We start from the raw sequence: 14,525 nt of genomic DNA, 5'->3' as shown, positions 1-14,525 counted from the left end.
TACCGCCTGCTGCGGTTGCTCTTACTTCCCACCTAGCACTACTTCCTCTGGAACTCACGTCCCAGTCTCCAGGTGTCCACGATCAAGGGGAAGGTTCACTCCGCGCGCGAGGTGGGCTTGTGCGAGATCGCATCGCAGGCCGGCTGTCGCCCTCACGAACTCGGGGTCTGAGGAGTCGAGCGCCACGTACAGGCTGCTGACCGCGTCGTCATTGCCAAGCTGAGCGAGTACGTTCCCACGCCATCGGGCCAAGTGTCCTTCGTTCAGAAAGATGCTCAGCATGTCAGGGTCCCGCGATTCCTCGCCGGGCGGCAGCTGATTGACGGCTTTCTCCAACGCCCGTTCGCAGTCGTCGGGCATCTTCGCCTTCGCGCAGATTTCGGCTTCGGCCGCGTACAACCAGGCTTGGAGTCGGGGCGACACCATCCGGCCTCCCGCCCGTTGAGCGTCGCGTACCAACTCGACAGCGATCGCCGGTCGGCCAGCATCGCAGAGTACGTATGCCTGCTCGGCCGTGGCGTGCGCAAGGTACATCGGCTCATCGGCTTCTTTGGCAGCATGCTTGCCTAACTCGTAATGGCGCCAGGCCCGTTCCACAGAGCCTGCATCGAGTGCTTGCCATGCTGCGAGCGTCGCCGCTCCGGCCAGTGCTCGCGCGACGGGTCGCCGAGTCTCTGGGAGTACGGCGAAGGTCAGCGCCTCTTCCAGGGTTGAAAGGTGCCCGGTCATCTGATCAATGAGGCTTGCAGCGCCCATCCTGCGATCGACAGTGCGCAGCAACTCCGTCTGATCCATGAATGTCTTGACCATGGTTAGGCTCACGCTTCGCGCCGAGTCTATTCGTGCGATGAGGTCGTCGTATCCATCGGTCTGAAGCGTCTCTTGTGAGGCCACGTGCCGACCGTGCAACTCATCATCCGTGACGCCCAGTAGGACTCGAAGGATTTTGGCGTACCGCTCGCTGATCGGCCTCTTGCCGTTCTCCCACTCCGATACGTAGACGCGCAGACTCGCAGTTGAGGCGATCGTGAGCATGCGCTGACGTGCGTGCCGCTCGATCTCGCGAATCAGCCTCTCTTGTGACCACTCGCGTGCGTTCCGCACTGCCCGGAGTCCGCCAGTCACGTGCACCGCCTTGCATGTGATTCCTGGTCCTTAACACCAGCATGCCTCACGTTGACGCAGGTCGGGAGGGGTTAACTCCGGCCTTAACTGTGCTGCTGTGAACCTCTGTTGGCTACCAGCGAGTTGAGCTGGGCTGTTCTCTAGAAGGGTCGCAGGAAGGCGAGTTGAGAAAGCCAGATGGCGGCACCGCTTGACATCTGGTGCGCACCAGAAGAGGCGGCAAGTGCCTGAGGGTGCTTCGCCTCTTGGAACCCAACGCCAGCGCAGGAGCGGTGACCACCGCCAAGGAAGTACGCCGCTCCCACCCCTCTGAAGGGAAGTTCCATCATGCGTCAGATCCCCGTCGACACGTCCGCGATGACGGTCATGCTGATCCAGGCCCCGGAGAAGAAGGTCAAGAACCGCGATACCGGTGAGATCGCCATCGACAAGCAGTCGGGCAAGGTCCTCTACAACGTCAACGTCGCCGTGATCGTGGACGGTCGCCCGGACGCGGTGACGATCGTGGTCACTGAGGACGGCATCCAGCCGGACCTGGTACCCGGCATGCCGGTTGAGCTGCCGGGGCTGATGGCCCGCCCGTGGGAGAACGACTTCGGGCACGGCATCTCCTACCGTGCGATCGCGGTCGCGGCGAAGCAGCTCACCCCGGCCGGCTCGAACGGCAAGGCATGAACACCATGACCACCCTGCTGCTGATCGCGTTAGCGGCCCTGGTCGGTGTCGCACTGCTGCTGCGGTGGCGCCGCCCCACCTGGTACTGGCTGAGCTTCGGCATCGCCCTGGCCATGCTCCGGGTGAGCATGCGCTACGCCTCGGTCATGGAAGCCTGCCGCTTGACGGTGCCGGCGTCCCGGATGCGGCGCGCTGCGGCCCGCTGGATGGGCAAGCCGGTCCCGCAACAGCGGGTTCCCCGGCTGCTGTGGATCCGCCCGACCCGCACCGGCCTGCGCTTACGGATCCGCATGTGGCCAGGTCAGGACGCGTTCGAGTTCGCCGCCGCCTCCGACCGTCTGCGTCACTCCTTCGCAGTGCACCAAGTCACCTCCCGCGAGATCAAACCGGGCGTCATCGAGATCACGCTGACCGGCTACGACGTGCTGCGGCGTGTGCAGATGCCGGCTCAGACCGAGCGTGGGCTGTTGAAGATCCCGATCGCGCTGGTGGAAGACGGCACGGTGCACTACCGCAACTACCGGGAGGTTCCGCACTCGGTCACTGTGGGCGCGACCAACTCGGGCAAGTCCGTCACGCAGCGCACCGTCATCAAGGAACTCGCCTCGCAACCGGTCGCGCTGGTCGGGATCGACTGCAAGAAGATCGAGTTGGGGCCGTTCGCCCGCCGCTTCTCCGCCCTGGCCGATAATCCCGATGACGCCATGGAGCTGCTCGAAGCACTCGTGCATCGGATGCACGGCATCTACGACACCATCCGCGTCGAACAGCGGATCAGCGCGGACACCCCGGACGCTGAGATCGCGGCGAACATCTGGGACCTGCCCGAGGATCTGCGTCCGGTGCCGATCGTGGTCACCATCGACGAGATCGCCGAACTCGCTCTGAGCACCAAGAAGAACGACCCGCGCCGGGACCGGATCGTCAAGGCCCTGGTCCGCCTGGCCCAGCTCGGCCGTGCGGCCGGCATCTTCCTCGACCTGTACGGGCAGCGCTTCGGCTCCGAACTCGGCGACGGCATCACCATGCTGCGCGCTCAGCTCACCGGCCGGATGGTCCACCGCGTCAACGACGAAACCACCGCCAAGATGGCCTTCGGCGACATCTCCCCGCACGCCGTGTTCGCCGCCACCCAGATCCCCAACACCCGCCGCGGCATGGCCGTGGTCGGCTACTCCACCGGCGACTGGGTCCGCATCCGCACCCCGCACACGACGATGCGCCAGGCCGTGTCCGCCTGCAACCGGCACGCCCACCTGACCCCGCATCTGCCGGAGTTGGCCCGCTTCCGCCCGCTGGTCGACCTCGCCCCCGTCGAGGTGCCCCCGGTGGCCGAAGCCGCCTGATCCCCCCTGCTCCACCGGCCGGCGTGACCGTCTCGCGCCGCATCCCTACCCGAGCCATGCCTGAAACGGAGTGATCGTCATGACCGTGATCCCGTTCCCCAAGCGCACCCCGGAACCGGACCCGGTTGATCCGCTGGAATCCGCCCTGCTGTCGGCGTGGAACAACTCGCCGGACGTCATGGACGACTACCGCGACGAAGAACCGTCGGACAACAGCGAGTCGGAAGAGGGCTGGTGACCGGCATGTGTGAGCACTGCGAGGACTTCCACCGCACCGTGATCCTGCTCGGCTCCCTGGCCCTGTACGAGGAACTGAACGGCGCTGATCGAGTCTTCATCGACACCGTGGGCCCGTGCCTGGCGGCCTCGCTGCCGGAGCCTCCGCCCGGCCTGTTCCCGCCCGGCTACGACCCCAACCAGGGCTCCGAAGACCCCGGTCAGGGGCGATGACCATGGCCACCGCCAAGAAGCCGGCCACCCGCCGCAAGACCCCGAACCCCGAGCCCGCGAAGTGCCCGGACTGCGACGGCAACGGCGAGACCACCGAAACCGTTCGCGTCGGCCCCCGCAAAGGCCGCGCCACAGACGACCACCAAGCCGCCCTGTGCCTGACCTGCCTGGGCAGCGGCGAGACACCGACCGACTGACCCATTGATCAGCCGCGACGGGGCGGCCGGAACACGCTCCCCGCCCCGCCCGGCCTCATCCCCGCGAAGGAGGTGAAGACATGATCCGCTCGATCCGGTTCGACGCCGTTCTCGTACAGGCCGTGATCGCCGGTGCCCTGTCCTTCGCCCACCTGCACGACCTCGCCGAAGCCGCCGGCCAGACCGGTTGGAAAGCCTGGGCCTACCCGGTCAGTGTCGACCTGCTGCTCGTGGCTGCGTGGCGCCGACTGCGCGTCCAACGCTCCCGGCTCGCCTGGTGCTGGTTTCTGATCGCCCTGGTTGCCTCCCTCGGCGCCAACGTCGCTACAGCCGGCTTCCTGGACCTGGCTCATCCGCCCGCCTGGCTGCGCTTCGGCGTCGCCGGCTGGCCCGCCCTCGCCTTCCTCGGCGGCACCCTCCTCGCCCACGCCCACACTCCCGACCAGCCCGCCGACACACCGGACACTGCGGCGGACCCTGCCCCCAAGAACCTCGACGTCGAGCGCGAACCCGTCCCCGCACCGACCTCGGAGGCGAAGACAGCAGTGCCGGCTGAGGAACCGCCGATGCTGCCCACTGCCGCCCCGGCACCCGCCCCGGTCCCCCCGGTGCCGGCCGCACTCGTCGCGCACGCCCGCAAGGTCGCCGATGACCACCACGCGCGCACCGGCACCCCGATCGACACCGACACCCTGCGCGCCCGCCTCGGCGTCCCCGCCCCCATGGCTGCCGCCATCGCTACCCAACTCGCCTGAGAGCAAAGGAAGTTCACCTATGAGCCTGTACCAGATCTGGAACGAGATGCACCGCGTCGGCACCACCGCGATCGGCGGCGGCCCCGACCGACGCACCGGCGAAATGAAGTACGTCGCCGCCTGCGAGAGCGACGACTGCGGATGGTCGTCCGCCTACGACAGCTACGAAGCCGCCATGGTCGCCGCCCGCGGCCACCGCTGCCCCGTCCGCTGAAACCGGAAGGAGAGATCAGCTCATGTCCGTGCCGCTGTGGTTCTTCATCGCCTGCCTGGGCCTGGTCGGCGTCAAGCTCGTCCGCCCGCCCTGGTGGCTCGTCCTCGTCCTGCTGATCGGCGGCTATCTCCTCGCCGACAGCTTCCTCGCCCCCGCCATCGACACCGCAACCAAGTAGGGAGACCCCGCCATGATCCGCCCGAAGATCCCCGTCAACCCGACACCGACCGGCCTGAGCACCCCGCCCGCCGTCATCCAGCCGACCACCATCACGCCCGGCACCCCGCCCCCGCCGCCCGCACCGATGGCTCAGATGTCGTCGCGGTCCACGGTTCAGCTCACCCCGGGCAGTGTGATCGCCCTCGCCGGAGCAGGTACCGCCGTGGTCCTGGTGGTCGGCGCCGTGCTGGTCTCCATGCTCCTCGCGGTCGCCATCACCGGCGCCTCGCTCGCCGTGTGCGCCGTCGTCATCCGCTCGATCCTCGCGAGCGACATCCGAAGCTGACCGGCCCCCGGAGCGGCCTCGGTCGCCAAACTTCGTCCGCTCCGGGCGCCATCCCTGTCCGAACCAACGATCCGGAAGGAACTTCCATCATGCCCGGCCCCAACCCGGCCACGATCACCAAGACGCGGATCTGCCCGAACTGCGACGGCTTGGCCACCGCAGCTATACCCTCCGGCACCCGCCACCGCGACGGCACCCGCGCCCTCCTCCACGTCGACTGCGGCGCCTGCCACGGCACCGGCACCATCCCCCTGCGCCCCCGCCTGACCGCTGCGGATGTGGAGGTGGCCGCATGAGCGTCCTCGACCTTTTCGCCGGCCCCGGCGGCTGGTCCGAGGGACTGCTCACCTTGGGCCTCCGCGATGTGGGGATCGAGATCGAGCCGTCCGCCTGCGCCACGCGCGCGGCCACCGGGCACACCACGATCCGCGCCGACGTCGCCGCCTACCCCACCGCACCGCTCCGCGGGAAGGTCTCCGGGCTGATCGCTTCCCCGCCCTGCCAGACCTTCAGCGCCGCCGGACTGCGTGCCGGCAACGACGACATGGATCTGTGCCACCAGACTCTGGACGACCTCGCCCGGGGGAACGACACCCGCGCCGCGCTCCGTCTGGCCTGCGCCGACGCGCGCTCCCTCCTCGTCGTTGAGCCGCTGCGCTACGCCCTCGACCTGCGCCCCGACTGGATCGCTCTGGAGGAAGTCCCCGCCGTGGCACCCCTGTTCGCCCACATCGCGGGCATCCTGCGCGGCCACGGCTACTCGGTATGGACCGGTGTGCTCAACGCGGCCGACTATGGCGTCCCGCAGACCCGCCGCCGCGCCTTCCTCCTGGCCTCCCGCACCCGCACCGCCGCACCGCCCGAGCCGACCCACGCCAAGGACCCCGGACCCGACACCCTGTTCGGCCCTGCCCTGGCGCCGTGGGTCTCCATGGCCGATGCCCTCGGCTGGGGTGCCACCGACCGCCCCGTCCCCACCGTCACTGCCGGCGGCGGCAAGAGCGGGGGACCGGAACCCTTCCCCACCTCGGCCCGCAAAGCACTGATGGACGCCCAACGGCGCGGCTCGTGGGTCCTGCACACCAACCGCAACCAGCTGCCCGACGGCAATCGGCAGACCACCGATCCGCATAGTGCGCCCGCACCCACATTCACGGCAAAGGCCGGCGGCCAATGGGTCCTGCGGCACAGCAACCGCCCCAACGCCACCGTCCGCCGCCCCGACGAACCCGCCGCAACCCTGCTCTTCGCGCGGGCCAGCAACGACGTTTCATGGCAGCAGGACGGCTCCGCCGGTTCGGAATCCGTCCGCATCACGGTCGAAGAAGCCGCCGCCCTTCAGTCCTTCCGCCCCGGCTACCCCTTCCAGGGCACCAAGACCCGGCAGTTCGAGCAGATCGGCAACGCCGTCCCGCCCCTGCTCGCCACCGCCGCGCTCCGCTCCCTGGTGCCCGCCGCGCTGGAGGTGGCCGCATGACCACCACCGAACGGGCCGAAGTGCAGGCCCTGACCCTGTGGCAGCCCTGGGCGTCCGCCATCGTCTACGGCACAAAGCGCATCGAGAACCGGCGTTGGGCCACCGACTACCGGGGCTGGCTGCTCCTCCACGCCGGCGCCACCATCGACCCCGCCGCCAAATACGCCGTCATGGCCCGCCCCTTCCTCCACCGCCCGCAGCCCGTCAGCGCTGTCCTGGGCTGGGCCCGCCTGGACAACTGCCACCCCGACGACGGCATGTGCACCCTGTGGTCCGCCCCCGGACAGTGGCACTGGCACCTCACCGACGTACACCGCTTAGTCCGGCCCGTGGCCTGCCCCGGTGCCCGCGGCCTGTGGACCCCCACCCCGGGCCTCCTCGACCTGGTCCGGGAGGCGGCCCGTGCCTGACCTGCTCACCGACCCGATCACTCTCAACGACCTGCTGCGCGTGGCTTCCGCCCCCGACTTCGAGCGCTGGCAACACCAGATCAAACGAACCGGAGGCTGCGCCGACCCCATCCACCTGCGCGGCTGGACCGCCCACCAGGACAAGACCACCGGCGAGATCCTGCACCACTACACCACCGCCGACGAACCCGGTGGCCGCCTGCGCGTCGCTTGCGGCAACCGCCGCGCCTCCCGCTGCCCCGCCTGCGCCTGGACGTATGCGGGCGACACCTACCACCTCATCCGCGCCGGCCTGGCCGGAGACGACCGCCGCGACATCCCCGCCACCGTCCGCAATCACCCTCGCGTCTTCGCCACCCTCACCGCGCCCTCCTTCGGCCCCGTCCACAACCAACCCGACCATGGGCACTGCCGCTGCGGACGAACCCACCCCGACGACGACCCCGCCCTCGGCACCCCCCTCGACCCCGACCGCTACGACTACGCCGGCGCCGTGCTGTTCAACAACCACGCCGGCGAGCTGTGGCAGCGCTTCACCAACCGCCTGCGCCGCGAGATCGCCAAGCGGGCCGGCCTCACCCAACGCGAACTCAAAGAGGTCTGCCGACTCTCCTACGGCAAGGTCGCCGAATTCCAAAAGCGCGGCGCCATCCACTTCCACGCCGTGATCCGCCTCGACGGACCCGACGGACCCGAATCGGCTCCGCCGCCCTGGGCAAGAGTCGACCTGCTCACCGACGCCATCCACGCCGCAGCAACACACCCCTACACCACCATCAACCTCCCCCCAGCCGAAGACCAACCCGCCCGCACTCTCCGGTGGGGCCGACAACTCGACATCCGCCCTGTGAAGGCGTTCGGAGACGGATCCGACCTGACCGAACAGGCTGTGGCCTCCTACGTCGCCAAGTACGCCACCAAAGCAGCCGAGAACACCGGCACCCTGGACCGGCGCATCGGCGAACTCGCCGAACTCGACCGCCACGGCGTCCCCGACCACGCCCACCGCCTGATCACCGCATGCCGCGACCTCGACGAGGTGTATCCGGAGCGGAGGCTGTGGGCCTGGGCTCACATGCTCGGCTTCCGCGGCCACTTCAGCTCCAAGTCCCGCCGATACTCGGTCACCCTCGGCGCCCTCCGCCAGGCGCGCGCTGACTACCGCGCTGCCCGGGAACGTGAAGCGCTCGGCCTCAACGAACAAGAGCCCGACACCGCGCTTGTCCTCGCCGACTGGCAGTACGCCGGCCACGGCCACACCCCCGGCGAATCCGCCCTCGCCGCCACCATTGCCCACGACCTCGCACTCAACCGCGAAACAGCCCGCGAAGCTCTGCGCAGCGAAGGGAGCGCAGCATGACTACTGCCCTCCGATCACGCACCATGCTCACCCTCGCTGAGGTTTGTGACGAGCTGAAGATCTCGCGCTCGACCTTCTACGACTGGCGGGCCAAGAGGCGTGCCCCGCGCTGCATCAAGCTCCCGAACGGGGACCTGAGGATACGGCGGAGCGACCTCGACAACTGGCTCGATGACCGTGAGGACGCCGCCTGATGGAGACGACATACGACGTCAAGATTTACAAGATCCTCACGTACAAGGGTGCTCGCAAAACCACGTACACGGTGCGCTGGGTGGTCGCCGGCAAGCGCTGGCGCGAGCCCTTCGATACCGTCGCGCTCGCCGAGGGCTTCCGCTCCGAACTGATCCAGGCCACGGGCAAGGGTGAAGCCTTCGTCATCGCGACCGGGCTGCCGGTGTCTCATCGCTCCAAGTCGGCCGCGATGAGCTGGTACAGGTTCGCCGTTCAGTATGTCGATGCCCGCTGGTCCCAACTTGGCGGCAACAGCCGCAAGAACACCGCCAAAACCCTCACGGCGGCCACCATCGCGCTGCTCCGAGCCCAGCCCACCCAATTCGACGCCATGGCCGTGCGCACGGCGCTGCGCGAGTGGGCGTTCAACGCGAACCGTCGGCCAGATGCGCCGCGGGACGTGGTGACCATCCTGAGGTGGGTTGAGCGGAACTCCCTTCCGGTCTCTGTCTGGGAAGACCCTGAGAAAGTCGAAGATGTCCTACAGGCCATCGACACCCGGCTCGACGGCAAACAGGCAGCAGCTTGGTCCCGCAAGCGCCACCGCCGAATCCTCAACGTCGTCATGAAGTACGCCATCAGGCGGCGGATCCTGCGGACCAACCCCCTCCCCAAGGGCAAAGAGGTGACGACTGCCACCAAGACGAGCAACGCCGTGGACAAGCGCAGTTTGATGAACTCCGAGCAGGCGGCGGCACTCCTCGACTGGATTCGCTTGCGTCCCAGGGGAGGCAAGCGACTGCACGCCTTCTTCGCCACGCTGTACTACTGCGGGCCGCGTCCCGAAGAGGCTGTCGCTATGCACGTGAGGGATGTGCACCTGCCTGATGTCGACGCTGACGACCAGTGGTGCGAACTAGTGATCCACACCGCGACTCCCGAAGTCGGCAAGCAGTGGACCGACACCGGCGAGATCCATGAACAGCGCGAACTCAAGGGCCGGGCAGAAGGCGACACACGGTCCGTGCCGGGCCATCCCGCCCTGACTCGCGTCCTGCGGCAGCACATCGAGGGTGAAGGGCTCAAGCCGGGTGACCTGCTGTTCCAGGGCGAGAACGGCGGCATCCTCGCGGGCTCGGTGATCCGCCGTGCGTGGCGTAGCGCTCGTCAGGCGGTCTTGGCTCCGCATGTTTTCGACTCGCCGACCGGCAAGCGTGTGTATGACATCCGGCACACCCGCCTCACCAAATGGCTGAACGACGGGATCCCGCCCGCGCAAGTTGCCGAGTGGGCCGGCAACAGCGTGCCTGTGCTGCTTGCCACCTACGCTCGGTGTGTCGACGGGCAACTGCCGGATCTGAAGAAGCGACTTGAGGCCGCTGGCGACCTCCCCGAGCCGCCCGTCGCTGGTTGATCTCCGGCCACAGAACTTCGACACGTATTCGACACAGCCACCCGCAAAAACCCGGTGACAGCCGGACAGCCTCGGAGTCCTCCCTTGATCGGCAGGGGAGGACCCGGGGCTTCGTTGCGCCGAGCGACACCCGCTCTGACCAGCAAAAAAGCCCTCCCGGAGGAGAGCTGAGAAATGGCGCCCCCGGCAGGACTCGAACCTGCGGCCAAGCGCTTAGAAGGCGCCTGCTCTATCCACTGAGCTACGGGGGCCGGTGTGTGGCCTCTGTCGTGGTGCCCGGGTGTGGGCTGATCCGTGACGTTGCCGGGGTCAAGGATAGGGCTCCCGCGTCCTTGTCCCTGCTGCTTCGCCTCCGTGGCTCGATGTGGAGGTTCGGTGAAGCGGTCCTGATAATCGCAGGCAGGTACGAATCGTGCACCGCTTTTGGCGTCCCGCGCACCGGGTGTTGTGCACTCGTTATGCCTGGACTATGCCGGTGTCCCAGTCATCCCTTCCATCCCTTGTGTTCCGTCGGCGCGCAGACATGCTCATATGCTTCAGAATTCCCCTAAAATTGGGCATTCTTCACATGTGGTGACCTTGGACGTACGGCCTCAGCTGATCGACGCACTCTCCGCTCTGCGCGACCGTGTCGCAGCCGCACGCTTTCCGCTTCCCCTGCCGGGGGCGCCACGCGCGCGTGCCAACCGCGACGAACTGCTCGCGCAGCTCGACGACTACTTGGTGCCCCGGTTGAGAGAACCCGAAGCGCCTTTGCTGGCCGTCGTGGGAGGTTCGACGGGGGCCGGCAAGTCGACGCTGGTCAACTCCCTGGTGGGCCAGCGGGTCAGTGAGGCCGGGGTGCTCCGGCCCACCACCCGCACTCCGGTGCTGGTCTGCCATCCGGAGGATCATCACTGGTTCAGCGGCATGCGCGTACTGCCCGACCTCACCCGCGTCTGGGTTCCCCATCAGGAGGCCGGCGACGACCTCCTGATGCCCGGCGAGGACCCCGCGCGCGTGCTGCGCGTCGAGACCGCCGAAACGCTCCCGCGCGGCCTCGCCCTCCTCGACGCCCCCGACGTCGACTCCCTGGTCGCCGACAACCGCATCCTCGCCGCCGAGCTCATCTGCGCCGCCGACATCTGGATCATGGTCACCACCGCCGCCCGCTACGCCGACGCCGTCCCCTGGCACCTGCTGCGCACCGCCAAGGAGTACGACGTCACCCTCGTCACCGTCCTCGACCGGGTACCCCACCAGGTCGTCTCCGAGGTCTCCCGGCAGTACGGAGCCCTGCTCACCAAGGCCGGCCTCGGCCACGTGCCCCGCTTCACCGTCCCCGAGCTGCCCGAGTCGGCCTGGGGCGGCGGCCTCCTCCCGGCCACCGCAGTGGCGCCGCTGCGCACCTGGCTCGTCCACCAGGCCCAGGACCCGGCCGCCCGCCAGCACGTGATGGCCCGCACGGCCTACGGCGTCCTCGACTCCCTCAAGGCCCGGATGCCCGAGCTGGCCGGCGCCGCCGCCGCCCAGTACGCCGCCGCGCTCCGGCTCACCGCCGCCGTCGACTCCGCGTACGACAGCGAGTACGCGCGCGTACGCGGCCGTCTCCAGTCCGGCGCCGTCCTCGCCGGCGACGCCCTCAAACGCTGGCGCGCCTTCCCCCTCGACTGCTCGGCCGGTGAGCTCCTGGACTCCCTGGTGGAGAGCCTCGTGGCCCTCCTGGTGTGCTCCGTCACGGCCGCCGACGAGCGCGTCGACGACGCCTGGCGCCGCGAACCGGCGGCGGGCGCCCCCGGCCTCCGGGACCGCGATCCCACCCTGGAGCCCGCCGAACACCGCATCGGACTGGCCGTACGGCGCTGGCGGCGCGAGCTGGAGGAGTACGCCGAGGACGAGGTACGCGACCTCGACCGGAGCCCGGCGCCCGACCCCGAGGTGGTCGCCGCCCTCGTCGCCACGGCGCTCCTGGGGGGCCGCAGGGCCCGTCCCGCGGGCGAGGGGCTCGCCGAGCGCATCGGAGCCCACGGCGCGCTGCGACTGCGCGACCGGGGCGGACGGCTCCTCGCCGACCACCTGGACCGCGTCATGCACACCGAGCGCGAGCGCCGGCTCGCCCCCCTCGACGCCCTCGACGTCCACCCGGAACCACAGGCCGAACTCATCGCCGCGCTGTCCGTACTGCAGAAGGAGAGGTGACCGGTGACCGCCGTCACTGACCAGGACCACGACCGGGGACACACGGAACCCGCCGAGGACGGTGCCGCCGAGAGCGTTCCCGAGGAGACCAAGGAAGCTGAGCAGGCAGAGCAGGCAGAGCAGGCAGAGGCGACCGGGGGTGGTGCGGACGAGGAGAAGGGCGCCGAGACGGACGTAGCGCCGCAGAAGGACGTAGCGCCGGAGAAGGACGTAGACGCCGAGGGCGGGGAGCACGCGCGCGTGGAGGATGACACGGCCGGGGGCGAGTCCGGGATCGCGTGGGACGACGGGCTGATCGCGCGGCGGGTGAACGAGAACGCCGGGGAGCAGGCCCCGCCCGTGGTGGAGCGCCGGGCCTCCGTGCCGCAGACGGCGACCACCCTGGCGTACGACGGCGTCCTGCGGTCGCGGCTCGACGCGCTGCGCGAGCTGGTGGGGCTGTCCCGGACCCGGCTCGACAGCCGGACCCTCGCCGAGGCCGGGCGGGTGCTCGACGAGGCGGCCGCGCGGCGCAGGCTGTCCGGGCAGCACACCGTGATCGCCATCGCGGGCGCCACCGGCAGCGGGAAGTCGCAGCTGTTCAACGCGCTGGCCGGGGTGACCATCTCGGAGACGGGCGTACGCCGGCCCACCACCGCCGCGCCCATCGCGTGCAGTTGGAGCGACGGTGCCGCCGCCCTCATCGACCGGCTCGGCATCCCGCCCCGGCTGCGCCGCCGCCCCGCCGGCCAGCACGCGGACGCCGAGGGACAGCTGCGCGGGCTCGTCCTGGTCGACCTGCCCGACCACGACTCGGCCGCCGTGCAGCACCGCGAGCAGGTGGACCGGGTGCTGGCCCTCGTGGACGCCGTCGTGTGGGTCGTGGACCCCGAGAAGTACGCGGACGCCATGCTCCACGAGCGCTATCTGCGGCCGATGGCGGGCCACGCCGAGGTCATGTTCGTCGTCCTGAACCAGATCGACCGGCTCCCCGGGGAGGCGGCCGAGCAGGTCCTGGACGATCTGCGGCGGCTGCTGGACGAGGACGGCATCGCGCTCGGCGAGTACGGCGAACCGGGCGCGACCGTGCTCGCGCTGTCCGCGCTCACCGGAGACGGCATCGGCGAGCTGCGCGAGGCGCTCGGCCAGTTCGTGGCGGAGCGCGGGGCCGCCGCGCGCCGGATCTCGGCCGACGTCGACGCCGCCGGGTGGGGGCTGCGGCCCGTCTACGCCACCTCCCGGCGGACCGGGCTGAGCGAGCAGGCCAGGGACGAGTTCGCCGCCCGCCTCGCGGACGCGGTCGGCGCCACCGCGGCGGGCGAGGCCGCCGAGCGCGCGTGGCTGCGCAACGCCAATCGCGCGTGCGGGACGCCCTGGCTGCGGCTGTGGCGGTGGTACCAGGACCGCAGCGAGCCCCCGACGGGACGGCACTCGCTGCGGGCCCAGGCGGACGAGGAGGCCACCGCGCGCCAGCGCGTCGAGCAGGCGGTGCGCACGGTCGCCGAGCGGGCGTCCGCCGGGCTGCCGACGCCGTGGGCGCAGGCGGTACGGGAGGCGGCCGTACGCGGCTCCCAGGGGCTGCCCGAGGCGCTGGACGAACTGGCCGCGCGCGCGGGACTGCCGCCGGGGCGGCCGCCGCGGCCGGGGTGGTGGCCGGCGGCGGTGCTGGTGCAGGCGTCGATGACGCTGTTGCAGGTGGTGGGCGGTCTGTGGCTGGCGGGGCAGATCGTGGGTGTCATGGCGCCGAACCTGGGGGTGCCGGTGCTGTTGATGGTGGCCGGGATCATCGGTGGGCCGCTGGTGGAGTGGAGCTGCCGGATGGCGGCGCGGGGGCCGGCGCGGCGGTACGGCATGGAGGCGGAACGGCGGCTTCGGGAGGCTGCCGCGGGGTGTGGGCGGGCCCGGGTGCTGGATCCGGTGGCGGCGGAGTTGCTGCGGTATCGGGAGGTTCGGGAGCAGTACGGGCGGGTTATGGGGGTTGGGGTGGGGTGAGTTGGGTGCGGCTCCGCGGGTGATGCGGGTGATGCGGGTGATGCGGGTGCTGGGGGTGAGTGACGTACGGCTTGGGGCCCGGGGTGCCGCGGTTCGAGGGCCGCACGGCGTGATGCGGAGCGCCCCGTTCGAGTGGCGGGGTTGTCCACAGGGCCGGGGCTGATCCACAGCGCTCGGCGGGCCCGGCCCGACGGAGGCAGTCTGGCTGCGCGGCGATTCGCGAGGAAGCGATCGCCGGCGCGACAGACGCAGCCGTACGGGACGGGCCCGTCGG

Annotated in this window: 18 protein-coding genes and 1 tRNA gene; 17 read left to right on the top strand and 2 right to left on the bottom strand. The window is 69.9% G+C overall.

All coding sequences use genetic code 11. The features are described from left to right. Positions 1 to 54 precede the first annotated feature (54 nt). The gene (locus ACWD11_RS31065; protein ID WP_451286965.1) at positions 55 to 1,035 is read right to left on the bottom strand and encodes an XRE family transcriptional regulator; all 981 of its coding nucleotides are present in this window, start codon (positions 1,033 to 1,035) and stop codon (positions 55 to 57) included. Positions 1,036 to 1,452: 417 nt separating this feature from the next. On the opposite strand from ACWD11_RS31065, the gene ACWD11_RS31060 reads away from it, so the two are divergent. The 15 genes from ACWD11_RS31060 to ACWD11_RS30990 all read left to right on the top strand — a co-directional run bounded on the left by ACWD11_RS31060 (position 1,453) and on the right by ACWD11_RS30990 (position 10,102). After that, a complete protein-coding gene (locus ACWD11_RS31060) occupies positions 1,453 to 1,800 on the top strand; it encodes an SCO3933 family regulatory protein (protein ID WP_451286963.1) in 348 nt (115 codons plus the stop codon). Positions 1,801 to 1,805: 5 nt separating this feature from the next. After that, the gene (locus ACWD11_RS31055; RefSeq protein WP_451286971.1) at positions 1,806 to 3,146 is read left to right on the top strand and encodes an FtsK/SpoIIIE domain-containing protein; all 1,341 of its coding nucleotides are present in this window, start codon (positions 1,806 to 1,808) and stop codon (positions 3,144 to 3,146) included. A gap of 79 nt (positions 3,147 to 3,225) precedes the next feature. Next, positions 3,226 to 3,384 carry a hypothetical protein gene (locus ACWD11_RS31050; RefSeq protein ID WP_451286961.1) on the top strand — a complete coding sequence of 53 codons (159 nt, stop codon included), beginning with the start codon at positions 3,226 to 3,228 and terminating at the stop codon, positions 3,382 to 3,384. A gap of 5 nt (positions 3,385 to 3,389) precedes the next feature. After that, positions 3,390 to 3,596, top strand: a complete 207-nt coding sequence (locus ACWD11_RS31045; protein ID WP_451286969.1) for a hypothetical protein — start codon at positions 3,390 to 3,392, stop codon at positions 3,594 to 3,596. Between the two features lie 2 nt (positions 3,597 to 3,598). Next, entirely contained in the window at positions 3,599 to 3,793 is a 195-nt protein-coding gene (locus tag ACWD11_RS31040) for a hypothetical protein (RefSeq protein WP_451286959.1), read from the top strand. Between the two features lie 80 nt (positions 3,794 to 3,873). Beyond that, the gene (locus tag ACWD11_RS31035; protein WP_451286957.1) at positions 3,874 to 4,548 is read left to right on the top strand and encodes a DUF2637 domain-containing protein; all 675 of its coding nucleotides are present in this window, start codon (positions 3,874 to 3,876) and stop codon (positions 4,546 to 4,548) included. 19 nt (positions 4,549 to 4,567) lie between these two features. Beyond that, a complete protein-coding gene (locus tag ACWD11_RS31030; RefSeq protein ID WP_451286955.1) occupies positions 4,568 to 4,762 on the top strand; it encodes a mobile element transfer protein in 195 nt (64 codons plus the stop codon). Positions 4,763 to 4,784: 22 nt separating this feature from the next. Further along, the gene (locus ACWD11_RS31025) at positions 4,785 to 4,940 is read left to right on the top strand and encodes a hypothetical protein (RefSeq protein ID WP_212672659.1); all 156 of its coding nucleotides are present in this window, start codon (positions 4,785 to 4,787) and stop codon (positions 4,938 to 4,940) included. 12 nt (positions 4,941 to 4,952) lie between these two features. Next, the gene (locus tag ACWD11_RS31020; RefSeq protein WP_451286953.1) at positions 4,953 to 5,267 is read left to right on the top strand and encodes a SpdD-like protein; all 315 of its coding nucleotides are present in this window, start codon (positions 4,953 to 4,955) and stop codon (positions 5,265 to 5,267) included. 89 nt (positions 5,268 to 5,356) lie between these two features. Next, positions 5,357 to 5,563, top strand: coding sequence for a hypothetical protein (locus tag ACWD11_RS31015; protein WP_451286951.1), 207 nt, complete (start codon positions 5,357 to 5,359; stop codon positions 5,561 to 5,563). Then, on the top strand, positions 5,560 to 6,744 hold the full coding sequence (locus ACWD11_RS31010; RefSeq protein ID WP_451286949.1) for a DNA cytosine methyltransferase: 1,185 nt from the start codon (positions 5,560 to 5,562) through the stop codon (positions 6,742 to 6,744). Before ACWD11_RS31015 ends, ACWD11_RS31010 begins: the two co-directional genes overlap by 4 nt. After that, positions 6,741 to 7,154 carry an ASCH domain-containing protein gene (locus tag ACWD11_RS31005; protein ID WP_451286947.1) on the top strand — a complete coding sequence of 138 codons (414 nt, stop codon included), beginning with the start codon at positions 6,741 to 6,743 and terminating at the stop codon, positions 7,152 to 7,154. The genes ACWD11_RS31010 and ACWD11_RS31005 overlap by 4 nt, the downstream gene beginning before the upstream one ends. Next, positions 7,147 to 8,514 (top strand): replication initiator protein RepSA, encoded by a 1,368-nt coding sequence (repSA, locus tag ACWD11_RS31000; RefSeq protein WP_451286945.1) that lies wholly within the window; start codon positions 7,147 to 7,149, stop codon positions 8,512 to 8,514. The genes ACWD11_RS31005 and repSA overlap by 8 nt, the downstream gene beginning before the upstream one ends. After that, the gene (locus ACWD11_RS30995) at positions 8,511 to 8,708 is read left to right on the top strand and encodes a helix-turn-helix transcriptional regulator (protein ID WP_451286943.1); all 198 of its coding nucleotides are present in this window, start codon (positions 8,511 to 8,513) and stop codon (positions 8,706 to 8,708) included. The genes repSA and ACWD11_RS30995 overlap by 4 nt, the downstream gene beginning before the upstream one ends. Next, positions 8,708 to 10,102 carry a tyrosine-type recombinase/integrase gene (locus ACWD11_RS30990; protein WP_451286941.1) on the top strand — a complete coding sequence of 465 codons (1,395 nt, stop codon included), beginning with the start codon at positions 8,708 to 8,710 and terminating at the stop codon, positions 10,100 to 10,102. The genes ACWD11_RS30995 and ACWD11_RS30990 overlap by 1 nt, the downstream gene beginning before the upstream one ends. A 175-nt stretch (positions 10,103 to 10,277) precedes the next feature. Here the strand turns inward: ACWD11_RS30990 and ACWD11_RS30985 are convergent. Further along, positions 10,278 to 10,353, bottom strand: a tRNA-Arg gene (locus tag ACWD11_RS30985). Between the two features lie 319 nt (positions 10,354 to 10,672). Between ACWD11_RS30985 and ACWD11_RS30980 the strand changes: the two genes are divergently transcribed. Together ACWD11_RS30980 and ACWD11_RS30975 are read left to right on the top strand one after the other, a co-directional pair. Further along, positions 10,673 to 12,280, top strand: a complete 1,608-nt coding sequence (locus ACWD11_RS30980; protein WP_389415979.1) for a dynamin family protein — start codon at positions 10,673 to 10,675, stop codon at positions 12,278 to 12,280. 3 nt (positions 12,281 to 12,283) lie between these two features. After that, positions 12,284 to 14,251: a GTP-binding protein gene (locus ACWD11_RS30975; RefSeq protein WP_451286939.1), complete on the top strand. Its 1,968-nt coding sequence runs from the start codon at positions 12,284 to 12,286 to the stop codon at positions 14,249 to 14,251. Positions 14,252 to 14,525: the final 274 nt, after the last annotated feature.

It is taken from the genome of Streptomyces sp. NPDC002776 (genome assembly GCF_053592195.1).
Note: the sequence above shows the minus strand (reverse complement) of the source record. Positions and strands in the feature narration are given on the sequence as shown.